We start from the raw sequence: 17,376 nt of genomic DNA on the forward strand, positions 1-17,376 counted from the left end.
TTTCGCACGAAGTAGTTTTTTACCCCATTTTGCGCAGAATAGCCTGTTACTATTTTGCGCGAAATGGCATTTTCAGTACCCTATCAGCAAAATAAGGCTCATAGAAAAGAATAGCACACAACACTTTTCAGTTTTTTAACTCCATTAGCACACGAAAGTTAGGTAATTATTTGGAAGTTTCAAGAATTAATCGTAATTTTGCACCAAATCTAAATAGATTCGTAACTAGCTAACTTGTAATTATTAATAATTCAACTAGACAATGAAACAAAAACATTTATTTTGGGGAGCTGCGGTTGCACTGACCTTCCTCTTCAGCGCATCAGCTGTTGCACAACCTAGACACACCAAGAAAAAGGTGAAGAAAGTGGTTGAGGCAAAGGTTGACGTTTGTCCGTTTACAGACAAATGGGTAGAAGACGAGACTAAGTTTGAGGATCGCAAAGAAAAAGCCCATGCTACTTTCGTGCCATATTCTTCTACTGTTTCCATGCAGCAGGACGATTACTACAAATTTCCATGGCTCACACCTAAACGTGCCAACTATCTGTTGCTCAACGGCAAGTGGAAGTTCCACTATACTGCCGACTGGAAACAGGGCAAGCCTGAGAAGGATGACTTCTGGGCTGACAACGCAGACGTTTCTTCCTGGAAGGAACTCCAGGTGCCTCTGAACTGGGAAATGGCAGGATATGATGTGCCTGTATATAATAATGTGGGCTATCCTTTCGAGAACAAACCGCCATTCATCACTGCCTTCAAGGATAACTTCGACAAGAATCCGGTAGGTTCTTATCGCCGTAACTTCAATCTACCTGAAGGTTGGGAAACAGGCAAGCGTGTGTTCCTGCACTTCGACGGTGCCTGCAGCGCCATCGTGGTTTGGGTAAACGGTAAGTATGCCGGCTATTCACAGGGTGCCAATACCGATGCTGAATTCGATGTCACCAACCTGGTCCGCAAGGGCGACAACAACGTATCGGTCCGTGTTTACCGCTGGAGCGACGGCTCTTATCTGGAGGGACAGGATATGTGGCACCTGGGTGGTATCCACCGCGATGTTTATCTCGTAGCCACTCCAAAGACTTTCGTAGCAGATCATTACATCACATCTGCCCTGAACAGCGATTATGCATCAGGCAACCTGAATGTTGACCTGACTATCAATAACGCTGCCAAGGAGAAATCTGAGAAGACGCTGGAGATTGAACTCCTCGACCCTCAGGGAAAATCTGTTGGCAAGCAGTCGGCACAGGTTGCCATGACTGCCAAGGACGGCGAGAAAAACTGCCGCCTTACCATCGACAACCTGACTGGTCTGAAGGCTTGGACCTCAGAGCAGCCTAACCTCTATACCGTTATCGTCCGCCAGAAGGCAGGCGACAAGGAAGAGATGGTATTCTCTACCAAATACGGTTTCAGAGATGTTGCCATCAAGGGCAAACTGGTTTATGTAAACGGCAAGCGAGTATTCTTCAAGGGTGTCAACACCCAGGATATTCACCCACTCTATGGCCACGCCATCGACGTGAAAACCATGCTTCGCGATGTAATCCTGATGAAGCAGGCCAATGTGAACACCGTTCGTACCAGTCACTATCCTCGTCAGGCTAAGATGTATGCCATGTTCGACTACTACGGATTGTACTGCATGAACGAGGCTGACGTGGAGTGCCACAACAACCACTCACTCTCTAACAACCCTACCTGGCGTGCTGCTTATGTTGACCGCACAGAACGCATGGTATTGAGAGACCGCAACCATCCTAGCGTGGTATTCTGGTCGCTCGGTAACGAGTCAGGCGGTGGCGACAACTTCCAGGCTACCTACGATAAGGTGAAGGAGCTTTTGCCTGGTCGCGATGCTTGGGTTCACTACGAGGGCTACAATCACGGTGCCAAGTACTCAGACTTCGGTTCAGACATGTATCCAAGAATCGAGGTTGTGAAGAAGCAGATGGATGGCCTCAACAACAAGCCTTACTTTATCTGTGAGTATGCTCATGCCATGGGTCAGGCTGTGGGTAACCTGCAGGAATACTGGGACCTCATCGAGGCAAGTACCGGTATCACCGGTGGCTGCATCTGGGACTGGGTTGACCAGGGTATTTACGATACACGCCGCATCCGCAAGGGACTTCCTCTGAAGGATCCTAAAACCGGACTCCACTACTACACATCCGGTTACGACTATACCAAGATGAACAACGGTTACAGAGGATTCCAGGGCGACTTCATGAGCAACGGTATCATTACTCCAGGCAGAGAGTGGACAGCTAAGCTCACCGAGGTGAAGTATGTTTACAGAGATGTGAACTTCGAGTCTTTCTACAGCCGCGTGCTCACCCTGAAGAACAAGTGCGCATTCACCAACCTGGCTGATGTCTATAATCTGAGCTACGAGGTACTCCGCAATGGTGTATCTGTAGAGAAGAACCAGGTGGCTATCCCATCTGTATTGCCAGGCAAGACCTGCGATATCAACATCCCATACACCACCGCTGTAGATGATAAGGCAGAATACGTCATCACCTTCAGCCTCATCCTGAAGAAGGCTACTTCATGGAGCAAGCAGGGTTATATGATGGCTCAGCAGCAGTTCAAGCTTTCTGCAGAGAATGTAGCAGGCACATCTGTTGCCGACCCTACCTTCGTACAGAAAGATCATGGTACTTTGCCAGCTATCCAGGAGAAGGGCAAGCTGAAGGTGAAGGATAACACCATTACCGGCAACAACTTCAGCATCACATTCGCAGAGGATGGTACCATCGCCAACTGGACTTATCGCAATACTCAGCTCGTTCAGCCTAATGCAGGTCCTGACTTCAACGGTTTCCGCCGCATCGCCAACGACAACGTGAACCTGGGTGCTACAGGTGGTGTTGCCGAGAACGAGAATAAGGAAGAGGGTGCACTCACCGGCAAAAAGATGATGGTGAAGGCTCCTAAGAAGCAGGGCAAGAACGTGGTTGTGGAAACTGCCGTTACCAACGGTAAGGATACTCACCAGATTGCTTACATCATCTATCCTAACGGAACCGTGGATATGAAGGTAACTACCAACAATTCTTCTGAGGAAACCCGAAAAATTGGTATTGCCATGCAGTTTGCTCCTGGTTTCGAGAATGTGGAGTATTATGCCAAGGGTCCTTGGAGCAACTACATCGACCGTCAGAGAGGTTCGCTGTTAGGTTTGTACAAGACCACCGTGGATGGCATGTTTGAAGAGCAGAGTGCTCCTCAGACCATGGGCGACCGCCAGGGCCTGCGCCAGTTGACATTGGACAACAACAGCACGAAGTTGCAGATTACCACCGAGGGCATGGTAGCCTTCTCGTTGTCTCACTTCGATGATGCCCAGTTCAACTACGACGTATTCTATGGTGGCAAGCATCCTTACGACCTGGTACGTTCTAACCAGATTTTCGCTCACTTCGATTTCTGGCAGCGTGGCATCGGTAACCGCAGCTGTGGTGGTGACTCTTGTCTGCCACAGTACATGACTCCGACAGGAGCTCATGAGTTCACCTTGCGCTTCACTCCGATGGCGAAATAAGGAAAAAGAATAAGATATAAAAAAGGTGGGTGTTACACGAATTGTTGTAGCACCCACCTTTTTTATATTTTGTCTTATGTTTGAATGTTTAGTAATCCTGGATGTAGCCCTTGGTAAACATGTCATACGACAAGGCTTCCAGCTCAGCGAGCGTCATGTGCTCCACGGCATGCTCTATCTTGCGAATCAACTCGTCTCGCTTGAAATCGTCGTTATCGCTCAGGCGCGATGTAAATCTATTGCTCATACTCGTTCGTAATTATTTATAATATTATTATCATACGCCTCATGGCTGATTAACCGGATGTTATGAGGAAGCTTTGGTGCTGCTGTTCCGGCAGTTACCACGTTTCCCACAGATGTGGATAAAGATGTTTCTACCCTGATTTCATCCCATAATCCGGCATCGAGGAAAGCCTGATGGGTGATGGCGCCACCTTCTACTATCAGCGACTGCACCTTATTATTATATAAGTACTGCATCATCTGCTTCAACACCTCTTCCTTACCCTTGGAGAAGTCCAAGCCCTCGAAACAAGGATGATGGCGGTCGATGACCAGTCGTATCGGGTCCTTGCCGCTCCAGTCTCTTACGTTGAGCTGGCTGTGGTCACGTTCATCGGTGATTCTACCCACCAGGATGGCATCGTTCTCGGCACGGAGCTTGTGCGAAAGCATCTTGGTGAATGGCGTAGAAATCGCCATGCCCTGAAAATTATTATCCAGAAAGCCATTCGCCGTCTGCGCCCATTTCAGGATGACGTATGGTCGTTGATGAGTATTGAAGGTGATGAAACGCTTGTTCAGTTCGAGGCATTCCGCCTCCAGAACCCCCACCGTTACTTCAATGCCAGCCTCACGAATCTTCTGGATGCCACGCCCCTGCACCTTGGCAAAAGGATCCACGCAGCCACAGACGCATCTCTTCACACCTTTTCTTACGATAAGGTCGGCGCAAGGAGGCGTCTTGCCATAATGCGAACAGGGTTCGAGACTTACATAGATGGTGGCATCCTTTAAAAGATGCTCATCCTCAGGCTTAACCGATGCAAAGGCATTCACCTCGGCATGGCCCTCGCCACAACGCACATGATAGCCTTCGCCTATGATTCTGCCCTCGCTGCTCACGATGACGGCGCCCACCATAGGATTAGGCTTCGCATTCTGTCTGCCGTTCTTCGCCAACTGCAGGCAGCGGCGCATGAACATTTCATCAATCTCCTGCTGAGAGAGCGGCTCTCCCGTCTTCGGATCCAGAAAAGATACTTTATTTTGTTCCATAATCAACTTTTCTTTTATTTTTTTACTCACTTTCGATAAAATGTCGTATCTTTGCTCTCAAATCAAATAGCAATAAGCAATATCAAGATGAAAACGTACCAAGAGTTTTGGCAATCCCTCACCCCACTCTATGATGCTGGCGAAGCGCAGGCTATCGTCCGCACCGTGCTTGATGTGGAGTACGGAATGACTCTGACCGACATAATCTGCGGCAAAGTTAATGAATTATCTTCAGACGAAGAAAGAAATCTGGAAGAAATTATCACAAGACTACAAAATGGCGAGCCGGTGCAGTATGTTTTGGGCGAAGCCGACTTTGCCGGGAGAACCTTTCATGTGGAGCCGGGCGTACTGATTCCAAGACCCGAAACAGCAGAACTCTGCCAATGGATAGAGGAGGATGTTTCATCTCTGGAGGCAGATGACACGAAGCAGATTCTTGATATTTGCACAGGATCCGGCTGCATCGCCATCACTTTAGGATTGACCATTCCAAATTCTGAAGTTACGGGATGGGATATTTCGGAAGATGCCCTCCGCATTGCACAGGGGAATGTGGAAATGCTGAAGACCGGGAATGTTAGAATAGAGTATCAGGATGCCTTGATGTTGCCGAAAGCAGAGGAAGCAGAGGAAGCAGCAGAGATATCTGAAGCAACAAAATCAGAATCATCTCTTTCTAAAGGCTGGAATGTCATCGTGAGCAATCCTCCCTACATCTGCGAAAAGGAGAAAGCAGATATGGAAAAGAATGTGCTGGAGCACGAACCGAGCATCGCCCTCTTCGTTCCTGATGAAGATCCGCTGAAGTTCTATCGTGCCATCGCAGAATATGCATCATCTGCTCTCAAACCCGAAGGAGCATTATACTTCGAAATCAATCCTATCTACGAAAAGGAGACCAGGGAAATGCTGCAAAGTCTTGGCTTCAAGGATATTGAAACCAAAGAAGATGCTTTCGGAAAGAAGAGAATGATGAAAGCAAAGAAATAAAATAAAATTAAATGCATTATGGAATATTACAACAAGCCCAAGCGCCCCAAGAAGCCGATGACAGAGCAGCAGGCTCTGCTGAAGCTCACCACCCTCTGCACACAAGCCGAACATTGCTCGCAGGAGATGATCGACAAGATGAAGAAGTGGGAACTGCCCGAGGATGCCATCGCCCGAAACATGGAATTCCTGACCCAGAAGAAGTTCATCGACGATGAACGCTTTGCCCGATTTTTCATCAACGACAAGATAAAGTACAACAAATGGGGCCGCCGCAAGGTGGAGCAGGCCCTCTGGATGAAGCATATCCCGAAGGAAATCTCCGACCCCATCTTCGGGGAAATCGAGGACGACATGTATATGGAAACCCTCCTCCCCCTCTTGAAAAGCAAATACAAGAGCATCAAGGCGAAGAACGACTACGAGCGTTCGATGAAACTCATCCGCTTTGCCCTGGGAAGAGGCTACAGCATGGAAGTCATCCACAAGTGCATCGACAAATTAAAAGAAGAAGACTTGATAGAAGGATGCGACTCAGTATTTTAGGGAAAATCATCAACCTGCTCCTGCCCCGCTATTGTCCCGTCTGCGACAACAGACTGCTGGGTTCGGAAGAGATGCTTTGCATAAATTGCCTCAAGCACCTCCCCCTCACCATGACCTGGAGCGACCCCTACGAAAACGAGATGGCAAAGATGTTTTGGGGGCGCATCCCCATCGAGCGGTGCGCCGCACTCATCTACTACAGCAGCCACTCCAAGACCAGCAATGCCATCTACCAGCTGAAATATCACCATCGTCCCGATATCGGCACCTATCTGGGTAGGCTCATCGGAAGCAAGGGACTGGAAGTCAACTTCTTTGAAGGCATCGACGCCATCATCCCCATTCCCATTACCAGGAAAAGACAACAGGAGCGAGGCTACAACCAGAGCGAGGAGATAGCCAGGGGAATACAGGAAAAAACGGGACTCCCCATCATCACGGATGCCATCAGGCGAACTGTGTTTACAGAAAGTCAGACCCACAAAAGCAGATCTGAAAGACAGGAAAACGTAAAGCACGTGTTCCAGACATCAGCATTCTATCACGACACCCAAGGCAAGCACCCCATCACCAATCTTGCCGGAAAGCATCTACTCATCATCGACGACGTCTGCACCACAGGCGCCACCCTCGTATCCTGCTGCGAAGAACTGCTCAAGGCGGGCAAGATGAAATTCAGCATCACCACCATCGGATGGACACACGATTAAAAATCTATAATTAATAAGCCATTTATGATGATTAATCATTTTTTTGTCGTACCTTTGCAGATATAAATTATAATTATTTAATCCTTATAGAATTATGGACAAACTGAAGAAAGAATTCGCATCTAAGTTATTGAAGGTTAAGGCTATCAAATTGCAGCCTAACGATCCATTCACATGGGCTTCTGGTTGGAAGTCACCATTCTATTGCGACAACCGCAAGACATTGTCTTTCCCAGAACTCCGCAACTATGTGAAGCTCGAACTCGTACACGCCATTCTGGAGCAGTTCCCAGAGGCTGACGCTGTAGCTGGTGTTGCTACAGGTGCCATCGCACAGGGTGCATTGGTAGCCGACGAGTTGCACTTGCCTTTCGTTTACGTTCGTTCTAAACCAAAGGATCACGGTATGCAGAACCTCATCGAAGGAGAGCTCGACCCTAAGGCTAAGGTTGTTGTAGTAGAAGACTTGATTTCTACCGGCGGCAGCTCACTCAAGGCAGTGGAGGCTCTCCGCAAGAACGGCAACGAGATTGTAGGTATGGTAGCTAGCTACACATACGGTTTCCCTGTAGCAGAGAAGGCATTCGCAGACGCTAACGTGAAGTTGGTTACTTTGACTGACTACGAGCACGTAGTGGCAGAGGCTTTGGAAACAGGCTACATCAAGCAGGAAGACGTAGAGTTGCTCCACGAGTGGCGCAAGGACCCAGCTAACTGGAAGAAGTAATTTTTGACCCATCAATAATGAGTACAAGTACATTCGAAAGTAATATCAAACAGATTCCTCACAAGCAGGAATCTGTTTTTAACACTTTGAGCGACCTCAACAACCTGCAGGTGCTCAAGGACCGCTTCGAGCAGGTGAAAGACCAGATTCCTGAGGACAAGAGAAAGGAAATGGAGAAACTCAAGGACCTGAGATTCGACAGCGACAGCATCACGATCAACGCCCCAATGGTGGGCGACCTGAAGATGCGCATCATCGACAGAGATTTTCCTAAAACCATCAAATTCGAGACAGAGAACAGCCCTATCCCGTTCAACTTCTGGATTCAGCTGCTCCCTACAGGAGAATTCTCATGCAAGATGAAGCTCACCATCAAGGCAGAGCTCAACATGTTTATCAAGGGTATGGTGAAGAAACCATTGCAGGAAGGCATCGAGAAGATTGCAGACGCCCTGGCGATGATTCCATATCAGGATTAATAAAAAGATACAATTATGGCACATAAACTTTGGGAAAAGAACTTTGAAGTAAACAAGGAAATAGAACGATTCACCGTAGGCCGCGACCGCGAGCTCGACCTCTATCTCGCCAAGTACGACGTGCTGGGAAGTATGGCACACATCACCATGCTCGAAAGCATCGGACTCCTGGAGAAGGATGAGCTTACCCAGCTCCTCGCAGAATTGAAGAATATCTACGCCACCGCCGACAAGGGCGAGTTCGTTATCGAAGACGGCGTGGAGGATGTTCATTCCCAAGTAGAACTGATGCTCACCCAGAAACTGGGCGACATGGGCAAAAAGATTCATTCGGGAAGATCTCGCAACGACCAGGTACTGGTAGACCTCAAGCTCTTCACCCGTCATGAGTTGAAGGAGATTGTGGATGCCGTGAAGATTCTCTTCGACGAGCTGATTCAGAAGAGTAATCAGTACAAGGACGTATTAATGCCGGGCTACACCCACCTGCAGGTGGCAATGCCTTCATCGTTCGGACTCTGGTTTGGTGCTTATGCTGAGGGACTTGCCGACGACATGCTTTTCCTCCAGGCAGCTTACCGCATGACCAACCGCAACCCATTGGGTAGCGCAGCCGGTTATGGAAGTTCATTCCCACTGAACCGCACCTTGACCACCGAGCTTCTCGGCTTCGACAGTATGGACTATAATGTGGTCTATGCACAGATGGGCAGAGGAAAGATGGAACGCAACGTGGCTTTCGCCATGGCTACCGTGGCAGGAACACTGGCAAAGATGGCTTTCGACGCCTGCATGTTCAACTGCCAGAACTTCGGCTTCGTGAAGTTGCCTAAGGAGTGCACCACCGGTTCCAGCATCATGCCTCACAAGAAGAACCCAGACGTATTCGAGCTGATTCGCGCCAAGAGCAACAAGCTGCAGAGCTTGCCTCAGCAGGTGATGCTCATCATGAACAACCTGCCTGTGGGTTACTTCCGCGACCTTCAGATTATCAAGGAAGTGTTCCTTCCTGCCTTCGATGAGTTGAAAGACTGCCTACAGATGGCAGCTTACATCATCAACAAGATGGAGGTGAACGAGCACATCCTCGACGATCCTCGCTACGACCCAATGTTCTCCGTAGAAGAGGTGAACCAGCTTGCCGCCAACGGCATGCCTTTCCGTGATGCCTACAAGAAGGTGGGACTGGAAATCGAAGCGGGCGAATTCAAGCCAAACAAGGATATTCACCATACGCATGAGGGAAGCATCGGCAACCTCTGCAACGACAAGATTCAGGAACTGATGGAGAAAACGCTCTCAGAGTTCCACTTCGAGCGCATGGAGAATGCCGAGAAAGACTTACTGAAGTAAGCAGGCGTGTATCATCTGATGCCATCAAAGTAATCAAACTGAAGAAGAAATGTATATAATAAATAAGGTACATATATATAATAAGGTGAAGAGCATAGTCAACCAAGCTATGCTCTTGCTTTGTTTGTGCCTTCCGGCAGCAGCTATTCTGCTGGGCGGAAGCATCCTGTCATCATGCAATGCCGACAACAGCATCAGTACACGCTATCCCTGCCAATTCATCTTCAGAACCATCTATCACCCCGGCAGCACCATCGAGAATGCACTTCAGGGAGCAGGAACCTATACGATGGTAAGCGCCAAGAAGGTGAACGGAGCATGGAACCTCTACTCCACCCTCAACGACGGAAAGAACAAGACCGAGACCATCGTTCTCTCTACAACCAAGGAGAATTATGCCAACTACAGCTATCTGGGAGCGGGAAACGACCTGAAGGATGCCACGAAGAACGGCTTCATCATGGGCCTATCCAATTTTAACGGATACGTGGCTTGGGACAGACAATGCCTCAACTGCATCCTGCAATATGGCGGAACCAACTATCCGCTGGAATGGACCGGAAACAGACAGTCGGTCATCTGCAACAAATGCAAAAGAGTATATAGTTTGGAGAACGGAACTGTGACAAGTGGAGGAAAAACCAAGGAAGACAAGCCGCTGATGCAATACCGAGTAACTTACTCCGGTGTCATCGGAAGTGTGATTACAGTAGGAAATTAAAGGATTTTCATGCGATATTCCTAGAAAATCCGCCCATTACAAAGAAAAAATGCGGCATTTTTCTTAAAATATGTAAACACATTTGGTGGATTCAAGAAATTATACTACCTTTGCACTCGCAATTAAGAAATGCGGAAATAGCTCAGTTGGTAGAGCACAACCTTGCCAAGGTTGGGGTCGCGGGTCCGAGTCCCGTTTTCCGCTCTAGCTCTTACGTTTACCATGCCGCAATGGTGGAATTGGTAGACACGAGGGACTTAAAATCCCTTGACCAGAAATGGTTGTGCGGGTTCGAGTCCCGCTCGCGGCACTCACCCTCCCTTAAAATTTTTCATTATGAAAAAATTTGCTTATATCATATCTCTTATTTTCATTATCGCGCTTACATCATGTGGTGTCAGCAGTGGTCACTTTAAACTTGAGGGCAAATTTTTAAACATGAATCAAGGCGAATTTTACGTTTACAGCACAGATGGTGGCATCGACGGCGTCGATACTATCAAGGTTGTTGGTGGCCGTTTCAGTTATGAAATGCCTTGCACGGAAAGCCATACCCTCATGATTGTATTCCCAAACTTCTCTGAGCAGCCTATCTTTGCAGAATCAGGAGAATCTGTAGAGCTGAAAGGTGACGCTTCTCACCTGAAGGAAATGGAGATTAAAGGCACCAAAGACAATGAATTAATGACCAAATTCCGCAAATCAATCCTTGGCAACACGCCTCCTCAGGAAAGTGCACAGGCAGAAACATTCATCAAAGACAATGCCAGCTCGGTGGTCTGCCTGTATCTGATTAAGAAATATTTCATCGCAAACATCAAACCTGACTACAAGAAGGCGCTCTCTCTCCTGTCTATCTGCGAGAAAGAGCAGCCTAAGAACACACAGTTGGCTAAGCTGAAGCAGCAGGTGAATAGGATGAAAGATGCCGGCGTAGGCGCAAAACTACCCGTTTTCACAGCTTATGACATCAATGGCAAACTGGTTTCCAGCACTGAGATGAGCAGTGCTCCGGTGGCAGTCATCTATACTTGGTCTACATTTAACTATGACAGTCAAAGCATGCAGAGAGACCTGAAAAGTCGCCAGCGTCAATCGCAAGGAAAGCTCAAACTGATGGGATTCTGCCTGGATGGTGCGAAAAGCTACTGCCAGAGCACCCTGAAGAACGACTCCATCACATGGCCTGTCGTATGCAATGGCGAAATGCTTGAAGACAAGAACCTGAAGAAGTTGGGAATGACTTCACTTCCCGACAACATCATCATACAAAACGGAAAAATCATCGCCCGAGGCCTAAAAAAGCAAGAACTCTACAATAAGTTAGACCAACTGCTCAAATAACACCGCGAGCCATATGTCTAACTTATAAAAGAGGAGGCGTATATGCTAGTAAAAACTTATTGCGCAGCAGTCAACGGCCTGGAAGTCACGACTGTCACAGTAGAAGTAAGCCTCAACCGAGGCGTTCAATACCACCTTACGGGCTTAGGCGACGAGGCGGTCAGGGAAAGCCGTGACCGCATCGCTGCAGCCCTTCTTTACAGCGGCTTCAAATTTCCGATAGCCGACATCACCATCAATCTTGCTCCAGCCAATCTCCGAAAGGAAGGCAGCAGCTTTGACCTCCCATTAGCCATCGGCATTATGGGAGCCAATGGCAATATCCCAGAGGATCACCTCAAGGAATACATGATGGTGGGCGAACTGAGCCTGGACGGCACGCTGCAGCCCATCAAGGGAGCCCTCCCCATCGCTATCAGAGCCCGGGCAGAACATTATAAAGGACTGATTGTACCCGAACAGAACGCCAGAGAAGCAGCCGTGGTCAATAACCTGGAAGTGTATGGCATGAAAACACTCTTCGATGTCATCCAATTCCTAAGCGACCGTTCTGCCCCTGAGCCTACATTCGTAGATACGAGAAAGGAATTCTACGAAAACCAGATTCATTGTGACTATGACTATGCTGACGTAAGAGGCCAGGAAAACGTGAAGCGTGCCCTGGAAGTGGCTGCCGCAGGCGGACACAACCTCATCATGGTAGGTCCTCCGGGATCAGGCAAATCCATGATGGCAAAGAGATTGCCATCCATCCTTCCCCCACTCACCCTTTCAGAGAGTCTTGAAACAACGCAGATACACTCCATAGCGGGCAAGCTGAGCAAGAATGTATCTCTCATTGCCCAGCGCCCGTTCAGAGCCCCCCACCACACCATCTCACAAGTAGCACTGGTGGGAGGTGGCACCTCTCCACAGCCTGGCGAAATATCGCTCGCCCACAATGGCGTGCTCTTTTGTGACGAACTCCCGGAATTCAACAAGACTACGCTGGAAGTGTTGCGCCAACCGCTGGAAGACCGACACATCAGCATCAGCAGAGCCAAATACACCATCGACTACCCTTGCTCCTTTATGTTTGTAGCAAGCATGAACCCATGTCCATGCGGTTACTATGGTGATCCAACCCACCGCTGTGTCTGTACACCGGGTCAGATTCAAAGATACATGAACAAGATATCGGGTCCGTTGCTCGACCGAATAGATATCCAATGCGAAATAAGTCCTGTCCCTTTCAAGGACATCTCAACCGCCGCTCCAGGTGAACCTAGTGCCAAAATTCGCGAACGCGTCATCAAGGCAAGGGAAATTCAAGCAGCCAGATTCCAGGAATTCAAAGGCATCCACTGCAATGCGCAGATGACAGAGCGAATGATTCACCAGTTTGCTGAACCAGACGAAGAAGGCATCAACCTCCTGCGCATGGCGATGGAGAAGCTCTCCCTGTCGGCCCGTGCCTACAACCGCATTCTGAAAGTGGCTCGCACCATTGCCGACCTTGCCGGAAGCGAACGCGTTGAGCCTTTTCATCTTGCAGAAGCCATCGGCTACCGTACACTCGACAGAGGCGACTGGGCAGAAAGGGGACATCTGTAGACACAAAACAGAAAATCTTCTGTTTTTTACTGATAATCCACCTTTTCTCACAAAAAATGCAATTCCAACAAAAAAGACAAAGGTACAGACGACAACAATATCATACAGCAAAATGGTACATTTTGGGGCATAAGGGGTAAAATCTGTTTTTTATCCACCTAAAAAACAACATTCGTCCCCTAAATCAACAAAATATCCCCCCAAAGTCGACAAAATAGTGCTACCTTTGCATCAGAGTTAGAAAGACAAGCAATTGTCACAAATGTCAAACATTAAAAATTAAAGATTATGGATTGCATTTATAAAATTACAAGTATTATAAAGAAGGTGGGATTTGGAATACTTCTCGCCGAGTTGGCTGTAATTGCTTATATGGCTATCCAATAACAAATAAGATAGGTCATATCAAACAAGTATCCTCTTGGGATTAAAGTTAATACAGAACAAAGATTACCATCAATAGTAAATGATAAAGGAAAGGCCTTAGCAGTTATCTGAAAAGTAACTGCTAAGGCTTTAATTTTTCCCCCTAAGCAGACCATCAACTGGCTACAAACAGCAAACATAGAAACAAATCAGCAACAAAAATCAGACTACAAACAAGTTACAATAGGTGGTAAATTCTATTCAAAAGGAGTAAATTCTATTATAAAAATGCAATTAAAAAACAATTTATACCCCATTTAGAGAAAATATACCCCACAAATAGTAGAAAAACAAGTACCTTTGCACTCGTAAAACAAACGTTGTCACAACGTTGCTTAGAATTGAATATAATAGTAAACATTAAAACGATTAAGAATTATGGATTGCATTTTCAAAGTAACAAAATTGGTTAAGAAAGTTGGTTTCGTTATCCTCGTTGCTGAGTTGGCAGTTATCGCCTACATGAACATCATGTAACATCCACCTTCTTATATGTAACCACCTTGGTAGTGGCTACATAAAAATGGTCTTAAGCGTCAAGCTTAGGGCCATTTTTGTTTTCTACCCCGTAACATTTTTCTTTTCTACCCCTTCATTTTACACCTTATTATATAATAGAATAGAAAAAGGGCAGAAAATATACCGAATTTCCAACATTTTTTTGTAATTTTGCAGCCAAATAACAAAAATATATTAGCTAATATGGAACAAAAGAATTTCAAACGTACCACCGTTACCGCAGCATTGCCTTATGCCAACGGTGGTGTTCATATCGGTCACCTGGCAGGTGTTTACGTGCCAGCCGATATCTATGTTCGCTATCTCCGTCTCAAGAAGCAAGACGTTGTTTTCATCGGCGGTAGCGACGAGCATGGTGTACCAGTAACCATCCGTGCCAAGAAGGAAGGTATCACCGTACAGGAGGTAGTCGACCGCTATCACAACCTCATCAAGAAGAGTTTCGAGGATTTCGGTATCTCTTTTGATGTTTACAGCCGTACCACTTCACCAACTCACAATAAGTTTGCTTCTGATTTCTTCCGCACACTCTACGATAAGGGCGTATTGGAGGAAAAGGTAGAGGAGCAGTTCTGCGACGAGGTAACAGGCGAATTCCTTACCGACCGTAACATCGTGGGTACTTGCCCTCGCTGCGGTGCTGAAGGTGCTTATGGCGACCAGTGCGAGAAATGTGGTGCTACCCTCTCTCCTGAAGAACTTATCAACCCTACCAACAAGAACAATCCTGGTCATGGTCTTGTCAAGAAGCCTACCAAGAACTGGTATCTTCCATTGAACAAGTATCAGGATTGGTTGAAGAAGTGGATCCTGGAAGGTCACAAGGAGTGGCGTACCAATGTTTATGGTCAGTGCAAGAGCTGGTTGGATATGGATCTTCAGCCACGTGCCATGACCCGCGACTTGGATTGGGGTATTCCTGTTCCAGTAGAGGGTGCAGAAGGCAAGGTGCTCTACGTTTGGTTCGATGCACCTATCGGCTACATCTCAAACACCAAGGAGCTTTGCGATGCTCATCCAGAAAAGTGGGGAACATGGCAGAAGTGGTGGCAGGATCCAGAAACACGTCTTGTTCACTTCATCGGTAAGGACAATATCGTGTTCCACTGCATCATCTTCCCTACCATGCTGAAGGCTCACGGCGACTATATCTTGCCAGACAACGTACCAGCCAACGAGTTCCTGAACCTGGAGGATGATAAGATTTCAACATCCCGCAACTGGGCTGTATGGTTGCACGAGTATCTCGTAGATTTGCCAGGCAAGCAGGATGTATTGCGCTATGTATTGACAGCCAATGCGCCTGAGACCAAGGACAACAACTTTACCTGGAAGGATTTCCAGGAGCGCAACAACTCTGAGTTGGTTGCCGTTTACGGTAACTTCGTAAACCGTGCCCTCCAGCTCACCAAGAAGTATTGGGGCGGCGTAGTTCCTGCCTGCGGTGAATTGCAGGAGGTAGATGAGAAGGCTATTGCCGAGTTCAAGGACGTGAAGGAGAAAGTAGAGCAGTATCTCAACGTATTCAAGTTCCGTGAGGCTCAGAAGGAAGCTATGAACCTGGCTCGTATCGGTAACCGATACATCACAGAGTGTGAGCCTTGGAAGGTTTGGAAGACCGATCCTAAGCGTGTGGAGACAATCTTGAACATCTCCCTCCAGTTGGTTGCCAACCTTGCCATCGCCTTCGAGCCATTCTTGCCATTCTCTTCTGAGAAGCTCCGCAAGATGATCAATATGCCTAACTTCGAGTGGACTCAGCTCGGCAGCACAGATTTGCTCAAGGCTGGTACCCAGCTCGGTGAGCCTGAATTGCTCTTCGAGAAGATTGAGGATGAGGTTATCGAAAGACAGCTCCAGAAGCTCGCTGATACCAAGAAGGCTAACGAGGAGGCTTCTTATCAGGCTGCTCCTATCAAGCCAGAGGTTAGCTTCGATGATTTCGAAAAACTCGATATCCGCGTAGGTCACATCCTGAACTGCGAGAAGGTGAAGAAGTCTAAGAAACTTCTGAAGTTCACTATCGATGATGGTTCTGGCGTAGAGCGCACTATCTGTTCTGGTATTGCAGCCTACTACGAGCCAGAGCAGCTGATCGGCAAGGACGTATTGTTCGTAGCCAACTTTGCTCCTCGCAAGATGATGGGCATCGAGAGCCAGGGTATGATTCTCTCTGCAGTCAACTTCGACGGCTCATTGAACGTAACTTCTCTCCTTGGCAAGGTTAAGCCAGGAAGTCAGGTTGGATAAATCAGACGAATGACACGAATCATCTCGTAGAAAAACAATAGTAGATAATAAAAGGTGGATGCAAGATCTCTGAACAGAGATTCCTGCATCCACCTTATCTTTCCCATCTACCTTATCTTTCTTATCTAAAGAGTAAAGCGATAACCTACCGTGAAAGTAAAGAAGTTATTCTTTGGACTGTCAAATCCCGAAATATTCAGCATATTTGTCAAACCGATGTTGTATCGTGCATCAAGGATGACATTCATATACTCATACGAAACACCTACCGGAATAGAGATATTCGTACTCTTGGCAACAAGGGTTCCCTCTACTGTCTTCGTATCTTTATAATAGGTAGAACCATCCTTGTCCTTCTCCAAAGAAGTCTCCTCCCAAGAGTATTTGGCATCTCCGCAACGGAAACCAGCCTGTATGCCCACCATTGCCACCAACTGACGGGTTACATAGCCCTTGAGCATCAAGGGAACCTGGATGTAATCAATATCAGCATGATGGTTCTTGATGCCCCAATATTGTTTCTTATCAGCATTCCCTACAGTATTCTCTACGGTTTCATAATCAGCGAAACGGTAGCCCAAGCGAGCATAATAGGCTCCCAAAGACACCCCTACATACTCTGTAGCACGATATTCCACATCTGCACCAGCCATAAAGCCAGCCTGATTCTTCGACTTGATTTCACCGTCCAAAGCATCGCTGACATAAATCGAGTTATTACTCCAATTAGACAAAGCAACACCTACACGGGGAATCACAGAGAATTTTCCTACAGGATTCTCCACTTCCTGTGCCATCGCTCCTACGGAAGCAAGCAACAGCATCATCCATATTACAATATTCTTTTTCATCTTTCAGTAATTGTTTATACCTCAATA

The 17,376-nt window shown here is 47.3% G+C and carries 14 protein-coding genes and 2 tRNA genes; 13 read left to right on the plus strand and 3 right to left on the minus strand.

Going from position 1 to position 17,376, the window contains the following annotated elements; genetic code table 11:
- The first annotated feature begins 262 nt into the window (after nucleotides 1-262).
- Nucleotides 263-3,556, plus strand: a complete 3,294-nt coding sequence (locus V8Z93_RS01770; RefSeq protein ID WP_439432220.1) for a glycoside hydrolase family 2 TIM barrel-domain containing protein — start codon at nucleotides 263-265, stop codon at nucleotides 3,554-3,556.
- Nucleotides 3,557-3,644: 88 nt separating this feature from the next.
- Here the strand turns inward: V8Z93_RS01770 and V8Z93_RS01775 are convergent, their stop codons facing one another.
- Both V8Z93_RS01775 and ribD read right to left on the minus strand, forming a co-directional pair.
- Complete coding sequence (locus tag V8Z93_RS01775; RefSeq protein WP_187360455.1) at nucleotides 3,645-3,803, minus strand: hypothetical protein; 159 nt, start codon at nucleotides 3,801-3,803, stop codon at nucleotides 3,645-3,647.
- Nucleotides 3,800-4,837: a bifunctional diaminohydroxyphosphoribosylaminopyrimidine deaminase/5-amino-6-(5-phosphoribosylamino)uracil reductase RibD gene (ribD, locus tag V8Z93_RS01780; RefSeq protein WP_439432221.1), complete on the minus strand. Its 1,038-nt coding sequence runs from the start codon at nucleotides 4,835-4,837 to the stop codon at nucleotides 3,800-3,802. The genes V8Z93_RS01775 and ribD overlap by 4 nt, the downstream gene beginning before the upstream one ends.
- An 87-nt stretch (nucleotides 4,838-4,924) precedes the next feature.
- Between ribD and prmC the strand changes: the two genes are divergently transcribed.
- The 12 genes from prmC (at nucleotide 4,925) to metG (ending at nucleotide 16,498) form a co-directional block, all read left to right on the plus strand.
- A complete protein-coding gene (gene prmC, locus V8Z93_RS01785; RefSeq protein WP_439432222.1) occupies nucleotides 4,925-5,830 on the plus strand; it encodes a peptide chain release factor N(5)-glutamine methyltransferase in 906 nt (301 codons plus the stop codon).
- A gap of 18 nt (nucleotides 5,831-5,848) precedes the next feature.
- Nucleotides 5,849-6,376, plus strand: a complete 528-nt coding sequence (locus V8Z93_RS01790) for a regulatory protein RecX (RefSeq protein WP_439432223.1) — start codon at nucleotides 5,849-5,851, stop codon at nucleotides 6,374-6,376.
- Nucleotides 6,358-7,086, plus strand: coding sequence for a ComF family protein (locus tag V8Z93_RS01795; RefSeq protein WP_439432224.1), 729 nt, complete (start codon nucleotides 6,358-6,360; stop codon nucleotides 7,084-7,086). Before V8Z93_RS01790 ends, V8Z93_RS01795 begins: the two co-directional genes overlap by 19 nt.
- A 94-nt stretch (nucleotides 7,087-7,180) precedes the next feature.
- Entirely contained in the window at nucleotides 7,181-7,813 is a 633-nt protein-coding gene (gene pyrE, locus V8Z93_RS01800; protein WP_218412668.1) for an orotate phosphoribosyltransferase, read from the plus strand.
- 17 nt (nucleotides 7,814-7,830) lie between these two features.
- On the plus strand, nucleotides 7,831-8,292 hold the full coding sequence (locus V8Z93_RS01805) for a polyketide cyclase (RefSeq protein ID WP_089543321.1): 462 nt from the start codon (nucleotides 7,831-7,833) through the stop codon (nucleotides 8,290-8,292).
- A gap of 15 nt (nucleotides 8,293-8,307) precedes the next feature.
- Nucleotides 8,308-9,645: an argininosuccinate lyase gene (argH, locus tag V8Z93_RS01810; RefSeq protein WP_439432225.1), complete on the plus strand. Its 1,338-nt coding sequence runs from the start codon at nucleotides 8,308-8,310 to the stop codon at nucleotides 9,643-9,645.
- A gap of 49 nt (nucleotides 9,646-9,694) precedes the next feature.
- Nucleotides 9,695-10,366, plus strand: coding sequence for a hypothetical protein (locus tag V8Z93_RS01815; RefSeq protein ID WP_439432226.1), 672 nt, complete (start codon nucleotides 9,695-9,697; stop codon nucleotides 10,364-10,366).
- A 131-nt stretch (nucleotides 10,367-10,497) separates the two neighbouring features.
- Nucleotides 10,498-10,570: transfer RNA gene (locus V8Z93_RS01820), tRNA-Gly, on the plus strand.
- Nucleotides 10,571-10,590: 20 nt separating this feature from the next.
- Nucleotides 10,591-10,676 (plus strand) — tRNA-Leu (locus V8Z93_RS01825).
- Nucleotides 10,677-10,702: 26 nt separating this feature from the next.
- Nucleotides 10,703-11,710, plus strand: coding sequence for a DUF4369 domain-containing protein (locus tag V8Z93_RS01830; RefSeq protein WP_439432227.1), 1,008 nt, complete (start codon nucleotides 10,703-10,705; stop codon nucleotides 11,708-11,710).
- A 42-nt stretch (nucleotides 11,711-11,752) separates the two neighbouring features.
- Nucleotides 11,753-13,303, plus strand: a complete 1,551-nt coding sequence (locus V8Z93_RS01835) for a YifB family Mg chelatase-like AAA ATPase (protein ID WP_203039106.1) — start codon at nucleotides 11,753-11,755, stop codon at nucleotides 13,301-13,303.
- 1,128 nt (nucleotides 13,304-14,431) lie between these two features.
- A complete protein-coding gene (metG, locus tag V8Z93_RS01840; protein WP_439432228.1) occupies nucleotides 14,432-16,498 on the plus strand; it encodes a methionine--tRNA ligase in 2,067 nt (688 codons plus the stop codon).
- A gap of 125 nt (nucleotides 16,499-16,623) precedes the next feature.
- Here metG and V8Z93_RS01845 read toward each other — a convergent pair whose 3' ends face one another.
- Nucleotides 16,624-17,349, minus strand: coding sequence for a porin family protein (locus tag V8Z93_RS01845; protein WP_439432229.1), 726 nt, complete (start codon nucleotides 17,347-17,349; stop codon nucleotides 16,624-16,626).
- Nucleotides 17,350-17,376: the final 27 nt, after the last annotated feature.

Origin of the sequence: Segatella copri (genome assembly GCF_051861805.1) — a bacterium.
In the GTDB taxonomy this organism is placed as follows: Bacteria; Bacteroidota; Bacteroidia; order Bacteroidales; family Bacteroidaceae; genus Prevotella; species Prevotella copri_M.